The following is a 22,681-nucleotide window of genomic DNA, read 5'->3' on the forward strand; positions in this document are numbered from 1 at the left end:
CCGATGCCCGCCGACCCGTTCGCCGCCAAGCGGCAGCAGATGCGCGACGAGTTCTTCGACAAGCTCTTCCTCCTCGGCGGCTGGCTCGGCGGCACCGACAGCTACAAGCGAACGATGTGGCAGGCCGTACCGGACATCGCCCTCGCCCCGGCAAGCTACTCCCTGACATTCCGCCGATCGCTGCCCGAACCGGGGGCGGACGGCCAACTCATCATGGCCGGCCACGAGGCAATGCTGGCCCAATGGTTCCGCCGACCGCTGAAACGAACCGACATCGAACTCGCGCGGCAGTGGTACGCCGACCATGCCAACACGAAGGCGTTCCCGGTGGAACTGTGGGACGCGCTCCTGCAACAGCCCGGCGACGAGTTCCCGCTGCCGGTGGACGTGTGGGGCTTCCCCGGCGGGCAGACGTTCCGGGCCGGCGTGCCGTGTTTGGTCTTCGAGGGGCCGGGCGGCTTCGTCTCATACCTGGAAGCGGCGATGTGCCGGTACTTCGCCCCGGTGATCCAGGCGACAAAAGCTCGACTGATGAAGTTGGCCACGCCGCGCGACGCCGAGTTCGGCCTGCGGTCGGCCCCGGTCGAGGTGTGCAACCTCATTCTGCTTCTGGCCCGATACGTCGGCGGCGGCGGCAAGCTCACGTCCAACGACACGGCCGAGTTTCTGTACCCGGAACTGTTCCAATCGATCGGCACCATCGGCCACGAGATGATGTGCGCCAGGCAGTCGTTCGACCGCTCCTTGGCCGACGCCGAGTACGAGATGATGGACCGCTTCGTCTCCCGCATGGGCACGGCGTCACTCTTGTGCGACCTCGTGGACGCCGAGAGTGTCGGCCTGGAGAACGCCCTGAAGGTTATTCGCTCGCACCCGGAGACCGACCGCGTCGGCATCCGCGTGGACAGTGGCGACATTGCCGGGCAGTGCGTGCTGTACTTCGAGCAGATGCGGAAGGCCGGAATGGAACCGCGGCTGATCGTCTTCGAGGACGAAGTCTCACCGGAGGCAGTCCGCAAGGTGTACGACACGTTCCGCGAGAAGACCGGCCTCGAACCGACGATGCTCTTCCCGGGCGCGGGCGGCTACTGGTGGAAGCTCGTCCACCGCGACACCGTCTCGGCCGCGTTCAAGCGTACGGCGACCGGCGGTCGCCCGAACACGAAGTTCAGCAACTCGCCCGGCAAGGAAAGCCTCGCCGGCCACCTCCGCGTCTACGGCGTCGGCGACACTCTCGTCGTCGCCGATCGCTCGGAGAGCATCGCCGGCGAACTCCTGTTCGTGAAGCTCGTCGATCAGGGCCGGATCATCTACCGTGAGTCGTTCGAGGAACAGGCCGCCCGCGCCGACCGCACCTGGGGGCGGTTCACGAAGATGGAACTGTCTCCCGTCGTCGGCGAGTCCATGCGGCGATTCCGCGAAATGCGCGAGCAGGAAGTCGCGGCCGTCCACGAGCGGCGGAAGCGGTAAGATGCCGGAGGCTGAATGCCTCCAACGATACAGGAACACCTCATGACCCCGTCTTTCCTCCGCGTGGCGGCCGGCGTGCCGGAACTGCGGGTGGCCGATCCGAAGTTCAACGCGGAGCGCACCCTCGACCTGCTCCGCGAGGCGGAAGAGAAACAAGTGCGACTGATCGTCTTCCCCGAGTGCGGGCTGACCGGCTATACCTGCCACGACTTGTTCCACCAACCGACGCTCCTCGCTGCAACGGAAGCGGCCCTGGAAACGCTCCTGTCGGCCGCCGACCTGTGCTACAGCGGCGTCGGCGTGGTCGGGCTACCGGTCGTACTCGACGGCATGGTGTTCAACTGCGCGGCCGTGTTCCGCAGCGGCAAGTTGCTCGGTGTCGTGCCGAAGAGTTACCTGCCGAACTACAAGGAGTTCTACGACGCCCGATACTTCGCCCCGGCTCGTAACGCTCTGTCGAACACGATTCGCCTTGCCGGGCAGTCGGCCCCGTTCGGTACCGACATCCTCTTCGAGAGCGAGACGGACGCCGGGTTCGTCCTCGGCGTCGAGATTTGCGAAGACCTGTGGATGCCCGTCAGCCCGAGTTCGCTCCAGGCGGTGAACGGGGCGACGGTCCTCGTGAACCTCTCGGCCAGCAACGAGACGATCGGCAAGTCGTGGTACCGCCGGCAGCTCGTGGCGAGCCAGTCGAGCAAGTGCCTGGCCGGGTACGTTTACACGTCCAGCGGCGTGGGCGAATCGACGACCGACCTCGTCTTCGGCGGCCACGCGATGGTCGGCGAACTCGGCAACATCTTGGCCGAGTCGAAGCGATTCCAACGCGCGAACAGCCTCACCGTCGCCGACCTCGATTTGCAGCGGATCGAACACGATCGCATGATCGGCAACAGTGTCAACGATCTGCACGCCGACCCCGAGCTGAAGCGGACGTTCCGCCGGGTTAAGTTTCAGACGCCCGCGAGCGCCTTCCCTACGAAGCTCGAACGGTTCATCGACCCGCACCCGTTCGTGCCGTCCGACCCGTTCACGCTCCGCGAACGGTGCGAGGAAATCTTCCTCACGCAAGTGGCCGGATTGTCGAAGCGGCTCGAACACATCGGCAAGCCGGCCGTTAGCATCGGCGTGTCCGGCGGCCTCGACTCCACGCTCGCCCTGCTCGTGCTCTGCAAGACTTTCGACGACCTCGGCGTACCGCGGGAGAAGATTCGGGCACTGACGATGCCCGGTTTCGGCACAACTGGCCGCACGAAGGGGAACGCCCACGTCCTGATGAAAACGCTCGGCCTGTCCGCCCGCGAGGTGGATATCCGGCAGTTGTGCTTCGACGAGATGAAGGCCCTCAGCCACGCCCCGTTCGGCATCCCGCTGGAGCACGAAACCCTCGACACGCTGTCCGGGAAGTTGCGAAACCTTCATGCCGACGCCCGCAACGACCTCACCTTCGAGAACGTGCAGGCGCGGGCACGCACGAACCTCCTGATGAACACCGCGTTCGTGATCGGCACCGGCGACCTGTCGGAACTCGCCCTCGGTTGGTGTACCTACAACGCCGACCACATCAGCATGTACAATCCGAACGTCTCGATCCCGAAGACACTCGTGAAGTTCCTCGTCCGGTGGGCGGCCGAGAACGAGTTCGACGGCGAGGTGCGATCAACCCTCCTCGACGTGGTCGAGACCGAGATTTCGCCCGAACTGTTGCCGACGGCCGCGGACGGTGGTGCCGGACAGAGTACCGAGGGGACCATCGGGCCGTATGAACTGCACGACTTCTTCCTGTACCACTTCCTACGGTGGGGCAGCCCGCCGGAGAAAATCCTGGCCCTCGCCCGGCAGGCCAAGTTCGACCGTTACTACTCGCCGGCCGACCTGCGGAAGTGGCTAACGATGTTCCTCAAGCGGTTCTTCACGAACCAGTTTAAGCGGTCGTGCCTGCCGGACGGGCCGAAGGTCGGATCGGTGAGTCTGTCGCCTCGCGGCGACTGGCGGATGCCGAGCGACGCTGTGGCGCGAGCGTGGCTGGAAGCGGTCGAACGGGCGCCGTGAGCGGTTTCCTCCGATCCATTGGGGGGCGACCGCCGTAGGATGACAGTGCCTCCCACCCGCGGTCACTCCCCATGCTGCAACTGTTCGAAGACTTCCTCATCCGCTGTTCGCAGACGCTCGGCGTCGAGTTGCACGACGTAAATGCCGTCCTCGCGATCACGACGGTCGGCATCGTCTGCGGCACGGTCGGCTCGTTGGTCATCGGCAACCGCATGTCATTCTTCAGCGACGCGATGGCCCACTGCGCGTTCGCCGGGGTGGCCCTCGGGTTGCTCTCGGTGTTGATCGTGGACCCGCTCAACCGGCGAGTGGACGACTCGCCGTTCCGGTGGTTGGTGCCGTTCGTGATGATCCTGTTCGGGGCGGCCGTTGGCGTCGGCATCGCTTATTTCCGCGAGCGATCCAGCCTCGCGGCCGACTCCATCATCGGCGTGTTCTTCGCCCTCGCCGTTGGTTTCGGGGCAATGCTGATTCCCGAAGTGAACAAGCGGGGCCAGCGGTTCGACCCGGAAGCGTTCCTGTTCGGCAGCCCGATCTTCGCGCAGGCAGAGGATCAACTCATGCTGTTGGCCCTCGCGGTCCTGGTCCTCGGCTTCATCCTGACTCGCTTTAACTCCGTCGTCTTCGCTAGCTTCAGCCCGAGCCTCGCCCGATCTCGCCGGGTGAGCGTGCGGCTGAACCACTACCTCTTCGTCGTGTTGCTGTCGTTAGTCGTGAACCTGTCGATCAAGGCGGTCGGCGTGCTGCTCATTAACGCCCTCCTCGTGGTCCCGGCGGCGGCCGCGGCGAACTCCGCCCGGAACGTCCGGCAGCTGTTCCTGATGAGCCTGCTCATCTCCCTCGGGTGCGGGTGGAGCGGTTACCTCATCAGCCGGAACTGGGTGCTCAACCTCGGGCCGAACCGCGTGTTCGAGTTCCGCACCGGCGGCACGATCGTCGTCCTCACCGTGTTCTGCTTCTTCGTCACCGCCTTCCTCGCCCGCCTCCGCGGCCGGGCCGTTCACGGCGTGGACTGCGAATGTTAAGGCATCACGCCTTGTACTCCGCGGTGTCGTTTCGGACAATGACCGAACCCCCGGACGACCCGCCGCGTAGAATCCGGTTGACGATCCCGTTTCCCCATCCCGAAGTGTGAGCCGTGGTCGATCAGATCCGCGACTTCTTGTTGACGTTCAGCTCGATTCTCTGGGAGGCGATGCCGTTCATCGTCCTCGGGGCCATCGTGGCGGGCATCCTCGAAGAACTCCTGCCGCAGCAGTGGATTACGAAGTTCATGCCGAAGGCCCCGCTCGCGTCGGCGGCCGTCGGCGGTGCGCTCGGCTTGATCTTCCCGATGTGCGAGTGCGGCATCGTGGTCGTGATGCGGCGGCTGTTAAAGAAGGGCTTGCCGCTGTCGTGTTGCATCGCGTACATGCTGGCCGGGCCGATCATGAACGTGGTCGTGCTGCTGAGCACGTACTACGCCTTCAAGACACACGAGATCGACGGCGTCCGCATCGGCGTGGACATGGTCCTGTTGCGGGCACTCGGCGGGTTCCTGATCGCCACGATCACGGGCGTCATCGTTTACATGATGTCGAAGAAGACCGGGGTCGCGGCCCTCGTCACGGCCACGGCCATGCCGTCGTCGCTGCCGATGGCCGACGATGACGACGCGATGGCCCCCGGTAAGCCGAAGCCGCTCATCAAACGGCTGTCGAACATCTCGTCGACGGCCCTGCACGACTTCATGGACATCACGGTCTTCCTCATCCTCGGGGCGATCCTGGCTGCGGTCGCAAAGATGTCGATTCAGCCGGGAACCATCGAGCGGATGTCGCAAGACCAACCGTTCCTCGCGATCCCGTTGATGATGCTCCTCGCGGTGCTGATGTGCCTGTGCAGCGAGGCCGACGCCTTCGTGGCGGCGAGCTTCACCAAAATGGCCGTCTCCGCGAAACTCGCGTTCCTGGTCCTCGGGCCGATGCTGGACTTGAAGCTGTTGATGATGTTCACCCGGGTCTTCCGCGCCCGGCTCATCGCCACCATCGTCGTGTGCGTGGTCACGCTGTCGCTGCTGTACTCAATCGTGATCCACGTCACGTACCGGCCGATTACCGGCCCGCTCTTGTGGCCTCAAGGGACAGCGAGCCCGACCCTGCCGGTTGATAAGCCCGCACCGATCGAAGAGAAAAAGTAACTCGAACCAACGTCCGTCCGGAGGGCAATCTCATGGCCGACACCCACAGCCACGCCGAGCATCACCACCACGATCATGCGTACGACCACGCTCACGATCATGGGCACGCCCACGCGCATCACCACCACGACCACGGCGACGAGTACCTGGAACAACTCTTCACCATCGGCATCTGCGGCGCGTTCGGGGCGGTGGCCGTGGCCCTCTCGGTGCCGGCGTTGACGAACACCGATCCGGCCAACCCGTCGATCCTGCAAATCATCCTCAGCCCGGACTTTCACTCGTTCGTGCTGGTCGCCGGGGTCGTGCTGCTGGCGATGACACTCGTCCGCGTGCTGGCCCTCTGGCAAGAAGCCGGCGAACGGAAGAATCACGTTCACGGCCCCGACTGCAACCACGTCCACGGTCCGGACTGTGGGCACGACCACGATCACAGTCACGGCGGTGTCTACTGGCGAGCGGTGGTGCTGCTCTTCCCGGTCGTGCTGTTCATCTGGGGCCAGCCGAACCAGGGGTTCAGTGCCGAGTGGGTGGTCGGTCGGCTCGGCGACGGCGACGAGATCGGCCAAGTCAAGTCGGTGACGGCGAAGGAAGGGGGCCGTCGGTTCAGCTTCGACGAGCTCAACGCCTTCGCCAACAACGCCGACAAGCGGGAGTCCGAGGAGGGCAAGACGGCCACCGTCAAGGGCCAGATCCGCAAGCTCGGCGACAAGGAGGCCACCCTCTACCGCCTCAAGATGACGTGCTGCGCCGCCGACACCATCCCCCTGAAGGCCCGCATCGTCACCGAGAACTCCCTCGGCGGCATCACCGACCACGCCTGGGTCGAGGTCACCGGACAACTCCAGTTCGTCCACGTGCCGGGGAGTGCGGACTACCTCCCCCTGCTCAAGACCGACGTTAAGAACATCAAGACGAAGGGCGTCTTGCCGGAATAGAACCCGCTCTCAAGGGCGGGCCGATTCCCACACCAATGTCCCCCGAGGGCATTCTCATGTCCGACGCCCACGGCCACCCTGACCACGGCGACGAGTACCTCGAACAGCTTTCCACCATCGGCATCTGCGGGGCGTTCGGTGCGGTGGCCGTGGCCCTTGCCGTGCCGGCACTGCTGAACGAAGACATTTCTACCCCGTCCGTTTTGATGATCGTTTTAAACCAGAACTTCTATGGATTCGTACTCGCGGCGGGCATCGTGCTATTGGCGTTGACGCTGGTGCGGGCGTTGGCGATTTGCCTAGAGGCAGGCGAACACCGCAATCACGTTCACGGTCCGGACTGCGGACACGACCACGATCACAGTCGCAGCGACGGGGTGTACTGGCGAGTCGTGGTGCTCCTCTTCCCGGTGGTACTCGTCGTTTGGGGCCAACCGAATCAGGGGTTCAGCAATGCCTGGATCGACGACCAACTCGTCCGTGGGCAAACCGAACTCGGTCAGGTGAAGTCGGTGACGGCGAAGGAGGGCGGCCGGCGGTTCAGCTTCGACGAGTTGAACGCCTTCGCCAACAACGCCGACAAGCGGGAGTCGGAAGAGGGCAAGACGGCCACCGTGAAGGGCCAAATCCGCACGCTGGGTGACAAGGAAGCGACACTGTATCGCCTCAAGATGACGTGCTGCGCTGCCGACACAATCCCACTCAAGGCTCGGATTATTACAGAAACTTCTCTCGGTGGGATCACCGATCACGTCTGGGTGGAGGTGACTGGCCAACTCCAGTTCGTTCACGTCCCCGGCTCCGCCGACTACCTCCCCCTGCTCAAGACCGACGTCAAAAACATCAAGAGCGTTACGACGAGGGGCATCCAACCTGAGTAGATTCCGTCTCTGGGGTGACAGAGGTATTTGTAACAGGTGCAAAACGTGATGGTCGGACAGCCCAAACTATTTCACATGAACCGACCGCTTCGAATGATCGGTTCACACCTACCGTCGATCTTGACACCGCTCGGCAAGTTGAATTTCAGTTTGGAGCAGGCGGGCGCCTTACTCACGCCCACGTCAGCCGTTACAGACGATGAGCAGAGCGTTGCCATTTGGTCGGCTCCCGTACAGTTTGAGTTATTACTGACGAAGCCAGTCCTTTTGCTCCCGCCGGGCATGGCCGTCAATGGAGTATTTGCGGCCGTCTGGCGGATCGGAGCAGCAGATGAGGGGCCAATACTTCTCAAATGCGTCTGGGCAGTTGATGCGATCTGGTCCGAGGGTGGTGCCAATAGTGGCGAGAATCTCGCTGCGCAGACCTGGACTGACGGGAAGACAAAAGTTACGCTCGGACTGCCGGACTTCGAAACTGCAACGACATATCGCCGGGACGGATTTGAGGTCGCCGTTGACTCAGTGAATGGAAGGCAAGGACACTTCGTTTGTGCATGGGGGCCGGACTCGCCAGACGATGATTTAACATGGTTTGCTGCCGACTGTGCGCCTTCACAACTGATACCTTTAGGCTGCTAGTCGAGCGTTATGATTTCGAGGTCTGTCGAGCTTTTCGACCCTTGTGGCGCGGCCGAGACTGGAATCAGGTTATCCGTTCAACTCCGTCGCCTCTTCCCAGTGTTCGTACAGCGTCGGCAGTTTTTGCTTCGCCGCTTCGAGGGCGTCGAGCGTTTCCTGGAACTTCGGCGCGTTGCGGTAAATGTCGGCGTCCTGCAAGAGCGTTTCTAGCTCCGCGATCTTCGCCTCCGTCACGGCAATCTCGGCCTCGACGTCGGCCGCCTTGCGGTACGGGAACTTCCGCTTCCGCTTCGCCTTCTCGGGTCGTGTTGTCGTGCCGTTCTCGCTCGGCTTCGCGTCGGGCTTGCGGCTCTTGCCGGCTTGCTCCTTCGCGGCCTGTTCGCGGTTGGCCCGCAGCAATTCGTAAGTGTCGTAGTTGCCGAAGACGATCTCCGGGCGGCCGAGGTCGCTGTCGAAGACGATCAGCATGTCCGCAACGCGGTTCAGGAAGTAGCGGTCGTGGCTGACGCAAATCAGCGTGCCCTCGAACGCCTGCACCGCCTCTTCCAACGAGTCGCACGCCCACAAGTCGAGGTGGTTCGTCGGCTCGTCGAGGACGAGGACGTTCGCCCCTTCAACCGTGAGGCGGGCGAGGGCGGCCCGGCTGCGTTCGCCGCCGGAGAGCGACTTCACCGGCTGTTCGACCGTCTCGCCGTGCAGGCCGAAGCTACCGAGCAGGTCGCGCATCTTCTGTTCGGTCTGCGTCGCGTCGTCTTCCGGCCAGACGGCCCGGATGAGCGTCTTCTCGTCGTCGAGCATCTTCAAGTGCTGATCGAGGTAGCCGAGGTAGACGAGGTGGCCGCGGTGGACCTTGCCCTTCGTTGGGGCTTCCTCGCCGAGCAGGATGCGGAGGAGCGTGGTCTTGCCACACCCGTTCGGGCCGAGGATACCGACCCGTTTGCCGCGGAGGATGTCGAAGTTCAGGTCTTCGAAGAGCTTCTTGTCGCCGAAACTCTTCGCCAGGTCTTCGCCGTGGAAGACGATGTCGCCGGAACGCACGGCGTCGCCGAGGTGGATGTTCGGGCCGCTCACCTTCGTCGGCTTTTCGAAGCGGTCGATCTTGTCGAGCGTCTTCATCCGGCTCTGGGCTTGCTTCGCCAGTTGGCCGTAGTGTGCCCGGCGGATGTACTCTTCCTGCTTCTCGATGAACTCTCGCTGGGCCTCGTACTCCTTGAGTTGCCGTTCGTGCTTCTCGTCGCGGAGGCGAACGTACTGCGTGTAGTTGCCGGGGAAGGAACTGACCTGTCGGTTGTGCAACTCGAAGGTCTTGTTCGTGACCCTGTCGAGGAAGTAGCGGTCGTGGCTGACGACGATCATCCCCTGCGGTTGGCGGACGAGGTAGTCTTCGAGCCAGCGGGTGGTGCGGATGTCGAGGTGGTTACTCGGTTCGTCGAGCAGCATCACGTCGGGGGCCGCGAGCAGAATCTTGGCGAGCAAGAGCCGTCGCTGCTGACCACCGCTGAAGGTGTTCACGTCGCGGTGGTAGTCGGCGGGTTTGAAGCCGAGGCCAGAGAGGACTTCTTCGACGCGGTTGTCGAGGTGGAAGCCGTCCTGCGATTGCAGTTGCTCGTGCAGGCGGTCGTAGCGGTCGGAAAGTTGCTTCCGCTCGGCGTCCGTCGTCGCCGCGGCCAGTTGCTCGGCGACGCGGATGAACTCGTCCTGGGCGGCGAGCAGTTCGTCGAAGGCGGATTTCGCTTCCTGGAAGATCGTCCGCCCGGCCGGGAACTCGGCCACCTGCCGCAGTGTGCCGAGGCGTGCCCCGGCGTGCAGTTGCACCTTGCCAGTGTCGAACAACTCCGGCTCGGCGATGGCCTTGAGCAGCGTCGTCTTTCCGGCCCCGTTCGGCCCGACGAAGCCAACCCGCTCGCCGGCCCGCAGTTCGAACGACACGTCCTCGAACAGCGGCGTCGCGTCGTACCCACGGGACAGGTTGGTGCCGGACAGGAGCAGCATGATCGACCACCACCAGAAACGACGCAACCCGGCAGGGCCGCCGCCGGGCTGAGGAACGATCGGCCGTGCGTTATCGGTTGCCCTTCTTCGTGCTGCGCAGCTTGTGCTTGCGGGCACGGACTCGCTTCTTGTTCGCGTTCCGGAGCGACTTCGACTTGTGCTGAATGCCCATGACAGATCCCGACGGTCTGAGGATGAAAATACCAGACAGTCATTCTATGGGAAATCGCCGCCCTGTCCGCGGGGGCGGCGGGAAGCTGTAGAATTCACCCAACCGATTTCACTTCGTCGACGGCCGAGAGATATGGAACCAGCGACCGAACCCCCTGTGACGCCAGCCGAAACGGCGAAACCGCGGCGGCGATTTCGCACGCGAATGCTCGCGATTCTCAGCGTCTTCTCGATGCTCGCGGCGGGTGCCGTCTGGTTTTTCTTCTTCTACGATCGCCGAAACGCCGCCGTGCTCCAGGCCGAACTCGACCAGACCGACCCCGGCTGGCGGATGGACGACATCTGGGCCGAATACCAACGCACGATCCCGCCGGACGATAAGAACTCGTTCCTCGTCGTCGAGGCCGCGAGTAAGGTGATTCCGCCTCCCTTCACCATGTGGAGCCAGAAGCCGGAATCACTGCTCTCAGTTGTGAAAGAAGAGGGGAAGTTGGAGGATGGCGTTCCCCAGGCCTTACTCACGGAATCCCGACAGCAACTGAAACAGGCCCGCGCCGCTCTGGACATCGCGCACCGCCTCCGGGCGTTCAATGGGTTGGGTGCCGCTCCGACGAAACTCTCGATCGACGGCATGGGCACCTTGATCCCTCACGTCGACACCGTTCGCAAGGTGTGCGACCTTCTTCAAGCCGAGGGTACTTGCGCCGCCCTCTCGAACGACTCCGACCGGGCGCTGATCGCCGCGATCTGCTGCGTGCAGGCAGGACGGTCCATCGGTGACGAACCGTTCTTCATTAGCCAGTTGATCCGGTTACAGGGGTCGACGATGGCGGTGACGGTCGCCGAGCAAACACTGGCAAAGAACGTGGCGAAAGGAGAACTGCTCGCGGAGTTGCAGGATCGCCTGGCGGCGGAAGTGGAAGCCTCGCGGTTCCTCACAACTATGAGGATGGAACGGGCCTGCCTCAACCAACTGTACGAGAACTTCCGAACCGGCAAAGACACGGTCGGGGCGTTCGCCGCTCGGTACGGTTTGAACGTCCCGGTTTCACTCGGGTGGCAATCGGTTCTCTTTACTTTGCACGAAAAGGGCGAACACCAAGAAGTATTGGAACACGCGAATCAACTCGTCGAAGCCGCGCGGCAACCAGAAGAAAAGTGGGTGGCCCAGTCCCGGCAAATTCGACCGCTTCCCGAACCGCGATCGGTGGTATCGAAGCTATTGGCCGGAATGGGATACCGCACGGAAACGCTAGCCGAATCCGACCTGTCTCGCGTCATCCCCATTCGCTGCGCCATCGCCGCGATCGCCTGCGAACGATTTCGAATGCGAACCGAGGCGTGGCCGAAGTCGCTGGAGGAACTGCCGAAGGATTTGCTGCCGAACGTGCCGCCCGACCCGTTCACCGGCCAAGCGTTGAAATTCAAGCACGAAGCCGGCGGGGTGATCGTGTATTCCGTCGGACCGGACGGCGAAGACAACGGCGGCAAACTCTCGCACACGGCCAAGCCGCCGCCGGGCACCGACCTGGGGTTCCGGCTCATCGACCCGAAGAAGCGGGGCGGCAAATAATCAACCGCCCATTACGCGGTCCTCAGACGCCCCCGACCTCCCGACAGAGATTACTTCTTGTCCGACTTCTCTTCCACCTTCTCGATCTTCTCTTCCTTCAACTCGCCGAGGTTGTACTTGTCGAACTCCGGGGCGAAGTCGGCCTTCGCGGTGTTGACCGCGATCACGCCGGCTTGCAACTTCTTGTCGAACTCCACGTCGAGCGATTTCAACTCGTTCCACGTCTTGCCATCGTCCTCCGTGACGGCCGCCGAGAAGGTATTCCCCTTCCGCTTCAGCCGCAACGTCGCACCCTTCTTGGGGTCGAGGTTACCGTCCGACGGCGTGCCGTACTTCACGAACTCGCTGTTACGGCGCAACTCGAAGCTGATGTAGCACGGCGGTTGCTCGTCGCCACGGCGGAACATGGCCCGTTCGAGGCGAACGTAATTCTTCTCGTCCTGCCAGGCCAGAAAGCCCGCGCCGAAGAAGGCGACGTTACGCTCGGTCCCGCCTTCGGCCCCCGCGGGCACCTCGAACGCACCGACGGTCACGTCCATCTGGAAGTCGCCTTCGACTTCCTTCATCACCCGCGGGGCGTGCATCGGGGCGTTCAGTTCGGCACTCAGGTCGTGCGGTTCCTTGCCACCGGGCACGCTGATCTTCAGCTTCGTTCCGGTCACATCGAACTTGCAATCCTTGGCCGGATCGATGGCCTTCCCCCACGCGGCCAGGGCGTCTTTCGGTGCGGGGGCGGCGAGCGTCAACAAGGGGCAGGCCACGAGCAAGAGGAGAGAAAATCGCAGCATCGAATAACTCCGCGGGGAAAAGGGGCGCGCAATGTAGACGACAATCAGCAGTTGGCGTTGCACGGATTGGGCACGATCGTAACATGACGCAGGATCATCTGTCTCCCGTAATCCGTGACGCTGTTACCGAGGCCTCCTCTGATGGGCAAACCCGTGGAACGCAAAAGTCTCGACGCGGAGGCCGCCCACCCGTGGCGGAACGCCGACGCTCTCGAAACTTATGGCGTCAAGAACTGGGGCAAGGGTTACTTCGGCATCAACAAACTCGGCCACCTCACGGTCCACCCCGGCAAGGCCGCCGACCATTCGCTCGATCTTAAAGAACTCATCGACCAGCTCCAGCACCGCGGCATTCAGCTCCCGATCCTGTTGCGATTCTCGGACATCCTCCAGCACCGGATCGGCGAGATCGGCGGCGCGTTCAAGAAGGCGATCGACGAGTACGGCTTCCAGGGCAAGTACTCCTGCGTCTACCCGATCAAGGTGAACCAACAGCGGCACGTCGTCGAGGAAGTGCTGGCCTTCGGCAAGGAACACGGGTTCGGGTTGGAAGCCGGCAGCAAGCCGGAACTGCTCGCCGTGCTCGCCCTGACGAACGGCACCGGCGACACGCCGATCATCTGCAACGGGTTCAAAGACGACGAGTTCATCAAGATGGTCGTACTCGCCCGCAAGATCGGCAAGAACATCATCCCCGTGGTCGAGAAGTTCACGGAACTCGAACTGCTCGTCAAGTACATGGAGGAACTCGGCGTCCGGCAACCGCTCGGCGTGCGGGTGAAGCTCGCCAGCCGCGGGGCCGGCCGGTGGCGCGGCTCAGCCGGCTATCGCTCGAAGTTCGGGCTGACGCTGACCGAAGTGCTGGAAGCCTACGAGTACCTGAAGGCCCGCGGTTTCGACGACTGCTTGCAGATGACCCACTTCCACATGGGTAGCCAGGTTTCGAACATCCGCAAGGTGAAGGACGCACTCACCGAAGCGGCCCGCGTGTACGTCGAGCTTTATCGCATCGGCGCGGGGTTGAAGTACATCGACGTGGGCGGCGGCCTCGGCATCGACTACGACGGCTCGCAGACCGACTTCGAGTCGAGCATGAACTACACGCTGCAAGAGTACGCCAACGACGTGGTGTTCCGCATCAAGAGCGTGTGCGACGACGCCGGCGTGCCGCACCCGAACATCATCTCCGAGAGCGGCCGGGCACTCGTGGCGTACAGTTCCGTCCTCGTCTTCGACGTGCTCGGCACGTCCGACTTCGACAAGTGTACTGCCCCGGACGAGATGCCGGCCGACGCCCCGCAGCCGATCCAGGACTTGTTCAGCAACTACCGCGACCTGAACAAGAAGAACTACCTGGAGAGCTACCACGACGCCGTGCAGAGCATGGAAGAGACGCTGAACCTCTTCAACCTCGGCTACCTCAACGTGGAACTCCGGGCGCTGGGCGAGCGGCTCTACTGGGCGTTCGCCCGCAAGTTGCAGCGGTTGGTGAAAGAACTCGACTACGTGCCGGAGGAACTGAACGGCCTGGAGAACATGCTGTCGGACACGTACTTCTGCAACTTCTCGGTGTTTCAGTCGATGCCGGACAGTTGGGCCATCAAGCAACTCTTCCCGGTCATGCCGATCCACCGACTGAACGAGGTGCCGACGCGAAAGGCAATCCTCGGCGACATCACCTGCGACTCGGACGGCAAGATCGACCAGTTCATCGACCTCCGCGACGTGCGGAGTACGCTCGAACTGCACCCCGTGACGGAAGGCGAGCCGTACTACCTCGGCACGTTCCTGCTGGGGGCGTACCAGGAAATCCTCGGCGACCTACACAACCTGTTCGGCGACACGAACGCCGTCCACGTTCGCTTGGAAGACGACGGCACGCCGAACGTCGAGACGGTCATCAAGGGGGACACTGTCACGGAGGTGCTGAACTACGTGCAGTACAGTGCCGAGAAGTTGACGGAGCGGGTCCGCAAGGACGTGGAACGGGCTGTCCGGGCCGGGCACATTTCCGTGAGCGAGAGCAAGCAGTTCCTGAAGTTCTACGAGAGCGGCCTCGACGGGTATACTTACCTCGAAGAGCCGTGAGCGGGGGGAACAGACCGATGACCGTCGCCGAAGCACTCGAAATCTACGAGGTCGAAGACGTTGCCGACATCAACCCGGTTCCACGGGGGTACGAACTGATCGACGGCGAACTCGTGGAGATTCCGAGCATGGGCGTCGAATCGAGTCTCGTTCTGGGCCGAATCTTCTACCTCCTTCATGGGTGGTGTGAACAGACGCAACTTGGCATCGCGATAGCCGGCGAGGCCGGCTATCGGTGTTTTCCGTGGAAGCCGAAGCAGGTCCGTAAGCCCGACGTGGCGGTAATCCTTTGTGATCCGAAGACGTTCATCGCTCCCAAGGGCGATGCGGGAATCGTACCCGACTTGGTGGTTGAAGTTGTTTCGCCGAACGACACGGTCGTCGATCTCGACACTCGCGTCCGTGAGTTCCTGCGAGCCGGGACGAAATTGGTATGGGTTGTGAATCCCGACACGCGAGAGGTTCTTGCCCGCCGTGCCGACGGCACGATCCAATCCTTCACGGAACCCGCCGACCTGACCGGCGAGAACCTCCTACCGGGTCTCCGTGTCTCCCTCGCGGCGTTTCTGCCCCCGCTGCGCACTGCCCCGACCGTTTGAAAGCGCTTGCCCATGACCACCGACCGACCCGTCGATAACGCCCCGTACCTCAGCCACACGCACGCGGGGCTGACGATCGAAGGCTGGGCACGGGCGGCGGTCCAGAGTTACTGGCGCATCCCGGAACTGAAAGTCGGGTTCGACGTCGGGGCGCACCCGTGGGACTTCATGGGCACGCCGACGCTCTTCATCTCGCACAGCCACCTCGACCACATCGCGGCCCTGCCGGTGTACGTCGCCCGTCGGCGGATGATGAAGATGGAACCGCCGAACGTCTACGTGCCGAGTGAGTGCCTCGAAGACGTCCGGCGACTCCTGCAAATCATGCACCGCCTCGACCGCGGGCGACAGATCGCTCACGTGGAAGGTCTCGACCCCGGCGACGAGATCGACCTGTCGCGGGAACTCGTGGTGACGGTCTTCGCGACGACGCACACCATCCCGTCTCGCGGCTTCGTCGTGTGGGACCGGCGGAACAAGCTGAAGGACGAGTACCAAGGGTTGCCCGGCGACAAGATTCGCGACCTGCGGCTGAGCGGCACGGCCGTGACGAAGGAAGTTCGCATCCCGCTCGTCGCCTACACCGGCGACACCAGCCCGGCGGGGTTGGACGCCTACCCGGCGGTGTACGATGCGAAGATTCTGATCACGGAGCTCAGCTTCATCCGGGCGGCGCACCGGCGGGAGAAGATTCACAAGTTCGGCCACATGCACCTCGACGACTTCATCGAGCGGGCCGACCGCTTCCGCAACGAGTTGATCGTCGCGGGCCACTTCAGCACGCGGTACCACCCGTCGGAGGTCACGCGGGTACTGGAGAAGAAGCTGCCCGAATCGCTGAGGGCGAAATTGAAGCTCTGGATTTAGCCCAGACGGTACAGGCGGTACCGTTTCCCATCGGCACGGTCGTCCGCGGTGTTCCGATTCATCCCGTCTTTCGCCCGGCCGAATTCGTCGGTAAGTTAGAAGTGAGAAAAGGAGTTTGAACGCCGATGAGTACAGCACAGGCCCCGGAAGAAATCCTGAACCTCGTCCCGGCCGATCAGACCGCCCCGCCCCTGGCCGACGAAAAGCACGAACCCCGCCGCCCGACCATTGCCAACGTGCCGGGACGGCTGGGGACACTCGTGGAGAATCGCCTTCGTGCGATCGCGGACCCACGTCCCTGGAAGCGGCGACTGGCGCGGGCGGCCCTCGTCATTCCCAAGATTCGCCACTGGGAACAGCAGTTCATCAACTTCAATGAGGAAGACCTCCGCAAGAAGAGCATGAACCTCCGCGGCCGAGTTCGCGGCGGCGAGCACATCGACAAGCTCATCCCCGAGGCGTTCGCGCTGGCCGCCATCGCCATCCGGCGACTCTTCGGCTACCAACTCTTCGACGTGCAACTCGCGGCCGGCATCGTCATGCACTACGGCGGCCTCGTCGAACTCGCGACCGGGGAGGGGAAGACGCTCTGCGCCGTGTCGCCGGCCTACCTGAACTCGCTCGAAAACAAGGGCGTTCACGTCACGACCGTGAACGACTACCTCGCGAAGCGGGACGCCGAGGAGATGGGACCGGTCTACCGGATGCTCGGCCTGACGGTCGGGTGCATCCAGCAGAAGATGGAAGACGGCGACCGCACGCTCCAGTACAAGTGCGACGTGACCTACGGCACGGCCGCCGAGTTCGGGTTCGACTTCCTCCGCGACCGCCTGAAGGTCCGCGGCGGGCAGTCCACCACCGCCCCGTTCTGGGCACCGTGGACGAACAACGGCCCCGCCAAGATGGATCCCCGCGTCCAACGACCGTTGCACTACGCCATCGTGGACGAGGCCGACAGCATCTTCGTCGACGAGGCCCGCACCCCGCTCATCATCGCGAACCCGACCCGCGACGCGACGCCGGAAGAGCAGATCATGTTCAAGTGGGCCGACGGCGTCGCCAAGCAGATGCAACGGGACGAGCACTTCCGCCTGGACTTGAAGAAGGACAAGATCGAAATCCTCGACTCCGGCCGGACGCTCGTGCGATACTCTAACCCGCCGACCGGTCAACACGCGGTGGCGATGGACAAGTTGCTCGAACAGGTCGAGAAGTCGCTGCACGCCTACCACCGCTTCTCGCTGGACCACCAGTACATCATCTCGAAAGACGGGAAGATCATCATCATCGACGAAGGCACCGGCCGGCCGATGCCCGACCGGCACTGGCGGGACGGCTTGCACCAGGCGGTCGAAGTGAAAGAGAGCGTGCAGGTCACGATGCCGTCCGAACACGCGGCCCAGGTCACGTTCCAGAACTTCTACCGGCTGTACAAGAAGCTCGCCGGGATGAGCGGGACGCTGATGCCGAACTTCAGCGAGATGCGGCGGGTCTACCGCCGGTGGGTGACGAAGATTCCCACGAACCGGCCAATCAAGCGGGTGACGATGCTCGACGCCGTGGCCCCGAACGAGGGGGAGAAGTTCGACGCCGTCGTGAAGCAAGTCCGCGAGATGGTGGCCCAGGGCCGCCCGGTGCTGATCGGCACGCGGACCGTGGACAAGTCGGAACGCCTCTCAAAACTTCTGGAACTCGGCGGCGTCGAGCACTTGGTTCTGAACGCCCGGCAAGACGCGAACGAGGCCCAGATCATCGGGGCGGCCGGGCAGTTGGGCCGGGTGACGGTCGCCACGAACATGGCCGGCCGGGGGACCGACATCAAACTCGGCCCCGGCGTCGCGGAGAACGGCGGCCTGCACGTCATCGGGACGGAACGCCACGAGGCCGAGCGGATCGACCGGCAACTCGCCGGTCGGGCCGGCCGCCAAGGCGACCCCGGCACGGCACAGTTCTTTATCTCGCTTGAAGACGGTGTCCTGGAAGGACTCGGTCAAGCGCGGCAGCAGGCCCTCGAAGAACTCGGCCGGTCCGGGTCGTCGCGGCCGTGGTCGATGTTCCGGCGGCTGTTCCGCAAGGCCCAGAAGCGGATCGAAAAGAAGCACTACAAGCAGCGCCTCGACCTCATGCACTACGACCGGGGTCGGCAGGAGATGCTTCAAGACTTGGGCGCGGACCCGTATGTCGATTAACTCCGACGCCCTCCCCTCGCGAACCCGGCCGACGATACCCGGCCGGGTTCTTTCATTTCTTCGGACCGCGGCCGCCTGGGTCTGGCGGTTGGGCGACCGCACCCGGCCGGTTTCGGTGTTGGCCGTCGCCGCGAGCGCGATGCTGCTCGTCCAACTCGGCCGCACGATCCACGACGTGGACATCTTCTGGCAACTCAAACTCGGCGAACTGACGCTGACGAACGGCCTGCCGAAGACGGAACCGTTCCTCGCCGGGAAGGAACACGACCCCCTCACGGCAGTCGCGTGGCTGGCGCAGGTCGTCTACGCCGCGACGAAGCAGGTCGGCGGGTGGACGCTGCTTTGGCTCGTGGACGCGCTCGTCTGGTTCGGCGGCTTCGCGGTCGTCGCGACAGCGTGCGGCCGCAACGCGCGAAACGTGTGGCCCGCCACGGTCGGCCTCTGGGTCGGGTGGCTTGCGGCCGTGCCGTCGGCGAGCGTGCGACCGCAAAGTTTCGCGGCCCTCGCGTTCGGCTTGCTCGTGGTGTTGATGCGATCGAACCTCGGCGTGCGGTGCACCGCCATTCTCGGAGGGACATTGTTCGTCGCGTGGCAGAACCTGCACCCGTCCGTCGCGGTCGGCGGCGGTGTCGTCTTCGCGACGGTGCTGGCAGAAGCGGTGATGTTCTGGCGAAGCCGCCGGCCCACGTTCCCGTGGCGGCTCGTCGTGTTGCTGCCACTCGCGGGGCTTTCCACACTCGCCACACCGGCGGGGTTCGACATCTACCGAATCTCGGCCGTCAACGCCGACGTCTCGCGGTACCTCGACGTGGCGGAGTGGCTGCCCCTGACGTGGGAGCCGTTGCAATACGGCCGCCCGTTCGCGTGGGGTGCGCTCTTCGCGACCATCGTCAGCATCGCGATCCGCGGCCGGAATCTGCGGGCCGGCACGCTCGCCGTCTTCCTGACACTCACCGCCGCGATGCTCCTGTCACACCGCTTCGTACTCTTCTGGGGGATCGCCGTGATCCCCGTCTGGGTCGAGTTGCTCTCGCCCGCTTCCGACCTGCCGCCCGAGCAAGGTCGCTCGCGGTGGCGCCGGCCGTTCGCGGTGCTGTTCGTCATCGTCGGCATAGGCTACCCTACCTGTTCCCATCCCGTTCCTTTCGCAAACTACTACCCGTTCGCCGGGCTGTGTGCCCTACGGGAATCGGGCGTTCGTGGCACGGTCTACACCAGCTACTGCTGGGGCGGGCTCGTTTCTGAGGCCGGCTACCCCAACTGGCGTGTGACCCGCGACGGCCGGTATTACCTGTTCAGTCGCCGTGAGTGGGACGAATATTTCGCAGAAGTCAGCGACGCAACATCGCTCGGGCCGATCCTCGCGAAGCACCAACCCGCCGCATTCTTCCTGCGACCGAGTTTCGAAGATCGCCTCATCAGCCTCCTCGCGGCCGACCCGCACTGGCGGGAACTGTACGCCGACGACAACTGCGTCGTGTACGTTCTTGCTTCGATCCGGTAAACTGCACGCACCAACCTCCTCGCCGGGAACTGTCCCGGTTCGATCTGCGAGCGATCCCATGCGCATTCTGATTTGCCTCGCCGCGGCCGTCCTCTCCGGTTCCGTCAACGCCGCCGACAACTGGCCGGGGTTCCGCGGGCCGAACGGCGACGGCGTTTCGACGGCGAAAAACGTCTCGACAACATGGACCGAAACCGAGAACGTCCGGTGGAAGGTGCCGATCCACGATAAGGGGTGGTCCTCGCCGGTCGTGTGGGGCAATCAGGTCTGGCTGACGACCGCCCTGTCCGACGGCAAGAAATTCTTCGCCGTCTGCCTCGACAAGACGACCGGGAAGGTGGTCTTCGACAAGCTCCTCTTCACCGCCGACAATCCGCCAAACATCGCGCAGTACAACAGTTTCGCTTCGCCGACGCCGTTCATTGAGGAAGGGCGGATCTACGTTCACTTCGGCACGCACGGCACCGCATGCTTGAACACGGTCACCGGGGATACGATCTGGAAGAGAAACAACCTGCCGTGCGACCACTGGCGGGGGCCGGGGTCGTCGCCGGTGGTCTACAAGGACAAGCTCTTCCTCATGTTCGACGGGTACGACAAGCAGTACACCGCCTGCCTCAACAAGGCGACCGGCGACACGATCTGGGAGAAGGACCGCAAGCTGCCCTACCCCGACAACGGCGACTTGAAGAAGGCGTTCGCCACGCCGTCGGTCTTCGAGTTCGACGGCAAGGCGCAGGTCGTCTGCTCGGCGGCGGTGGGCACGATCGCGCACGACGTGGGCACCGGCGAGGAGGTGTGGCGGGTGATTCACGGCGGGATGAACGAGGCGTGCCGGCCGATTCTGGCCCACGGCCTCATCTACCTGACGACCGGGCACACGTCGAACTTGATCGCGGTGAAGGCCGGCCGGACCGGCGATCTGACGAAGGACGGCATCGCGTGGCGGGCCGACAAGATCGCCCCGTCGCGGCCGTCGCCGCTCGTCGTCGGCGACCTGCTGTACGTGGTCAGCGACAACGGCGTCCTGACGTGCCTGGACGCCAAGACGGGCAAGAAGCAGTGGCAAGAGCGGCTGGAAGGCGGCAAGTTCTCGGCGTCGCCGGTGTCCGCCGACGGGCACGTCTATTTTGTTTCCGAATCTGGAAAGGTGGTCGTCCTCAAGGCCAGGCCGGAGTTCGAGAAGGTCGCGACGAATCAACTCGACATGACGACCGTGCCGGCCGACGGGGGGAAGGTCGATGTCCGCTGCATGGCCTCGCCGGCCGTCGTGGACGGGCTGTTGTTCCTCCGCAACCACACGCACCTCTATTGCATCGGCAAGAAGTGACTGACGGCCGCCCGCCGCATATCCTGATGGCATGACGTATGACGAGGCGATCGCGTTCTGGTACGGGCGAATCAACTTCGAGGTCAAGGCCGCGAAGCCCTCGGATTTGAAGCTCGAACGGATGCGGTCGTTCCTGTCCCGCCTCGGCGATCCGCAGGACCGCGTGCGCATCGTCCACATCACCGGCACGAAGGGCAAGGGATCGACCGCGGCCATGATCGCGGCCGCCCTGCGGGCTTCCGGCTACCGCGTCGGGCTGTTCACATCCCCGCACCTCGTTCACGTCGAAGAGCGAATTCAAGTCGATGGCCAACCGATCACGCCCGGCGAACTGGCGGCACTGGTGGCAGAACTGGCCCCGGTCGTTCGCGAGTGCGACCGGCACGAGGGGCAAGGACCGACGTTCTTCGAGATCGGTACGGCCCTCGGCTTCCTCCATTTCGTCCGGCGACGGGCGGACCTCATCGTTCTCGAAGTCGGCCTGGGCGGGCGGTTCGACAGTACCAACGTCTGCCGGCCTCTGGTTTCCGTCATCACGTCGGTCGGCTTCGACCACGTCGCCCAACTCGGCCAAACGCTGGAGGCCATCGCCTTCCAAAAAGCGGGCATCATCAAGCCGCGGGTTCCGGTGATCAGTGGCGTGACGGAACCTGGACCGGCTGCGGTGATCGAGGAAATCGCGCGGGAACAACAAGCCCCGCTCTTCCGGGCTGGCCGGGAATTCCGGCATCGGTATCGGCCGCCGGCGGGGGTTGCGGTTTCGCTCGGCGGTCGCGAGTCGCCGGAATTCGCGTTGAAATTACGAGGCGAACACCAGGCAATGAACGCCGCCGTCGCGGTCGTCACCCTGGACCGCCTTCGCGCGACGGGACTGAGGGTGCCGACAGCCGCCGTTGAACGCGGGTTGGCGACCGTCCACTGGCCGGCTCGCATCGAGGTGATCCGCGAGCGGCCGGTCATCATCCTGGACACCGCCCACAACGTGCCCTCGGCAATGGCCCTGGTGCGGACGTTGCGAGAGTCGTTCCCGGCGGCGGGTCGAAAGGTCTGCGTTCTCGCGGTCTCGTCGGACAAGCAGTATCCCGAGATGCTGGCGATTCTTGGCGAATACTTCGACTACTTTCACCTGACCCGTTATTCCAACAACGCCCGGAGCGTTCCGCCGGAAAAACTCGCCCCCCTCGTAGCGAAACCCTACTCCCTCCACCAATCCGCGCTCGCCGCGTGGCAGGCAGCGAAGTCCGAGGCATCGGCCGACGACCTCGTGTGCATTACGGGTTCTGTCTTTTTAGCCGGGGAACTTCAGGAAGCAGTTCGCGATTAAACGGAAGTATCGGTCCCGCCTGCCGTAAGAGTTCTTCCGACTGTAAAAATAGTTTGCTTTCCCGCAATCGGTCCGGCGTCGAGACTCGTCTTGTGTGCGA

The 22,681-nt window shown here is 63.7% G+C and carries 16 protein-coding genes; 14 read left to right on the top strand and 2 right to left on the bottom strand.

Annotated features, from left to right (window positions below; translation table 11 throughout):
- The first annotated feature begins 3 nt into the window (after nt 1-3).
- The 6 genes from PX52LOC_RS34520 to PX52LOC_RS34545 all read left to right on the top strand — a co-directional run bounded on the left by PX52LOC_RS34520 (nt 4) and on the right by PX52LOC_RS34545 (nt 7,517).
- A complete protein-coding gene (locus PX52LOC_RS34520) occupies nt 4-1,470 on the top strand; it encodes a hypothetical protein (protein ID WP_149114343.1) in 1,467 nt (488 codons plus the stop codon).
- 42 nt (nt 1,471-1,512) lie between these two features.
- A complete protein-coding gene (locus tag PX52LOC_RS34525; protein ID WP_149114344.1) occupies nt 1,513-3,519 on the top strand; it encodes an NAD(+) synthase in 2,007 nt (668 codons plus the stop codon).
- Between the two features lie 71 nt (nt 3,520-3,590).
- Nucleotides 3,591-4,544: a metal ABC transporter permease gene (locus tag PX52LOC_RS34530; RefSeq protein ID WP_149114345.1), complete on the top strand. Its 954-nt coding sequence runs from the start codon at nt 3,591-3,593 to the stop codon at nt 4,542-4,544.
- Between the two features lie 113 nt (nt 4,545-4,657).
- On the top strand, nt 4,658-5,698 hold the full coding sequence (locus PX52LOC_RS34535; protein ID WP_246173555.1) for a permease: 1,041 nt from the start codon (nt 4,658-4,660) through the stop codon (nt 5,696-5,698).
- Nucleotides 5,699-5,730: 32 nt separating this feature from the next.
- A complete protein-coding gene (locus PX52LOC_RS41790) occupies nt 5,731-6,636 on the top strand; it encodes a TIGR03943 family putative permease subunit (protein ID WP_149114346.1) in 906 nt (301 codons plus the stop codon).
- Between the two features lie 56 nt (nt 6,637-6,692).
- Nucleotides 6,693-7,517, top strand: coding sequence for a TIGR03943 family putative permease subunit (locus tag PX52LOC_RS34545; protein ID WP_149114347.1), 825 nt, complete (start codon nt 6,693-6,695; stop codon nt 7,515-7,517).
- 708 nt (nt 7,518-8,225) lie between these two features.
- Here PX52LOC_RS34545 and PX52LOC_RS34550 read toward each other — a convergent pair.
- Entirely contained in the window at nt 8,226-10,148 is a 1,923-nt protein-coding gene (locus PX52LOC_RS34550) for an ABC-F family ATP-binding cassette domain-containing protein (RefSeq protein WP_149114348.1), read from the bottom strand.
- Nucleotides 10,149-10,524: 376 nt separating this feature from the next.
- Between PX52LOC_RS34550 and PX52LOC_RS34555 the strand changes: the two genes are divergently transcribed.
- Nucleotides 10,525-11,892 (top strand): hypothetical protein, encoded by a 1,368-nt coding sequence (locus tag PX52LOC_RS34555; protein ID WP_149114349.1) that lies wholly within the window; start codon nt 10,525-10,527, stop codon nt 11,890-11,892.
- Between the two features lie 50 nt (nt 11,893-11,942).
- Here the strand turns inward: PX52LOC_RS34555 and PX52LOC_RS34560 are convergent, their stop codons facing one another.
- Nucleotides 11,943-12,680, bottom strand: a complete 738-nt coding sequence (locus PX52LOC_RS34560; protein ID WP_149114350.1) for a hypothetical protein — start codon at nt 12,678-12,680, stop codon at nt 11,943-11,945.
- Nucleotides 12,681-12,821: 141 nt separating this feature from the next.
- Between PX52LOC_RS34560 and speA the strand changes: the two genes are divergently transcribed.
- The 7 genes from speA to PX52LOC_RS34595 all read left to right on the top strand — a co-directional run bounded on the left by speA (nt 12,822) and on the right by PX52LOC_RS34595 (nt 22,581).
- Nucleotides 12,822-14,768 (top strand): biosynthetic arginine decarboxylase, encoded by a 1,947-nt coding sequence (speA, locus tag PX52LOC_RS34565; RefSeq protein WP_149114351.1) that lies wholly within the window; start codon nt 12,822-12,824, stop codon nt 14,766-14,768.
- 17 nt (nt 14,769-14,785) lie between these two features.
- Nucleotides 14,786-15,367 (top strand): Uma2 family endonuclease, encoded by a 582-nt coding sequence (locus PX52LOC_RS34570; protein ID WP_149114352.1) that lies wholly within the window; start codon nt 14,786-14,788, stop codon nt 15,365-15,367.
- Nucleotides 15,368-15,379: 12 nt separating this feature from the next.
- Entirely contained in the window at nt 15,380-16,234 is an 855-nt protein-coding gene (locus PX52LOC_RS34575; protein ID WP_149114353.1) for an MBL fold metallo-hydrolase, read from the top strand.
- A 125-nt stretch (nt 16,235-16,359) separates the two neighbouring features.
- A complete protein-coding gene (locus tag PX52LOC_RS34580; RefSeq protein ID WP_149114354.1) occupies nt 16,360-18,423 on the top strand; it encodes a preprotein translocase subunit SecA in 2,064 nt (687 codons plus the stop codon).
- On the top strand, nt 18,413-19,927 hold the full coding sequence (locus PX52LOC_RS34585) for a hypothetical protein (RefSeq protein ID WP_149114355.1): 1,515 nt from the start codon (nt 18,413-18,415) through the stop codon (nt 19,925-19,927). The genes PX52LOC_RS34580 and PX52LOC_RS34585 overlap by 11 nt, the downstream gene beginning before the upstream one ends.
- Before the next feature lie 58 nt (nt 19,928-19,985).
- Entirely contained in the window at nt 19,986-21,257 is a 1,272-nt protein-coding gene (locus PX52LOC_RS34590) for an outer membrane protein assembly factor BamB family protein (RefSeq protein WP_149114356.1), read from the top strand.
- Between the two features lie 31 nt (nt 21,258-21,288).
- Nucleotides 21,289-22,581, top strand: a complete 1,293-nt coding sequence (locus PX52LOC_RS34595; RefSeq protein WP_149114357.1) for a bifunctional folylpolyglutamate synthase/dihydrofolate synthase — start codon at nt 21,289-21,291, stop codon at nt 22,579-22,581.
- The last annotated feature ends 100 nt before the right edge of the window (nt 22,582-22,681 follow it).

It is taken from the genome of Limnoglobus roseus, from assembly GCF_008254045.1.
Taxonomy (GTDB): domain Bacteria; phylum Planctomycetota; class Planctomycetia; order Gemmatales; family Gemmataceae; genus Limnoglobus; species Limnoglobus roseus.

What these genes read in the sequence shown, in the direction of transcription:
- PX52LOC_RS34520 (WP_149114343.1), top strand. Translation starts at nt 4, where the DNA reads ATGCCCGCCGACCCGTTCGCCGCCAAGCGGCAGCAGATGCGCGACGAG.
- PX52LOC_RS34525 (WP_149114344.1), top strand. Translation starts at nt 1,513, where the DNA reads ATGACCCCGTCTTTCCTCCGCGTGGCGGCCGGCGTGCCGGAACTGCGG.
- PX52LOC_RS34530 (WP_149114345.1), top strand. Translation starts at nt 3,591, where the DNA reads ATGCTGCAACTGTTCGAAGACTTCCTCATCCGCTGTTCGCAGACGCTC.
- PX52LOC_RS41790 (WP_149114346.1), top strand. Translation starts at nt 5,731, where the DNA reads ATGGCCGACACCCACAGCCACGCCGAGCATCACCACCACGATCATGCG.
- PX52LOC_RS34545 (WP_149114347.1), top strand. Translation starts at nt 6,693, where the DNA reads ATGTCCGACGCCCACGGCCACCCTGACCACGGCGACGAGTACCTCGAA.
- PX52LOC_RS34550 (WP_149114348.1), bottom strand. Translation starts at nt 10,148, where the DNA reads ATGCTGCTCCTGTCCGGCACCAACCTGTCCCGTGGGTACGACGCGACG.
- PX52LOC_RS34555 (WP_149114349.1), top strand. Translation starts at nt 10,525, where the DNA reads ATGCTCGCGATTCTCAGCGTCTTCTCGATGCTCGCGGCGGGTGCCGTC.
- PX52LOC_RS34560 (WP_149114350.1), bottom strand. Translation starts at nt 12,680, where the DNA reads ATGCTGCGATTTTCTCTCCTCTTGCTCGTGGCCTGCCCCTTGTTGACG.
- speA (WP_149114351.1), top strand. Translation starts at nt 12,822, where the DNA reads ATGGGCAAACCCGTGGAACGCAAAAGTCTCGACGCGGAGGCCGCCCAC.
- PX52LOC_RS34570 (WP_149114352.1), top strand. Translation starts at nt 14,786, where the DNA reads ATGACCGTCGCCGAAGCACTCGAAATCTACGAGGTCGAAGACGTTGCC.
- PX52LOC_RS34575 (WP_149114353.1), top strand. Translation starts at nt 15,380, where the DNA reads ATGACCACCGACCGACCCGTCGATAACGCCCCGTACCTCAGCCACACG.
- PX52LOC_RS34580 (WP_149114354.1), top strand. Translation starts at nt 16,360, where the DNA reads ATGAGTACAGCACAGGCCCCGGAAGAAATCCTGAACCTCGTCCCGGCC.
- PX52LOC_RS34585 (WP_149114355.1), top strand. Translation starts at nt 18,413, where the DNA reads ATGTCGATTAACTCCGACGCCCTCCCCTCGCGAACCCGGCCGACGATA.
- PX52LOC_RS34590 (WP_149114356.1), top strand. Translation starts at nt 19,986, where the DNA reads ATGCGCATTCTGATTTGCCTCGCCGCGGCCGTCCTCTCCGGTTCCGTC.
- PX52LOC_RS34595 (WP_149114357.1), top strand. Translation starts at nt 21,289, where the DNA reads ATGACGTATGACGAGGCGATCGCGTTCTGGTACGGGCGAATCAACTTC.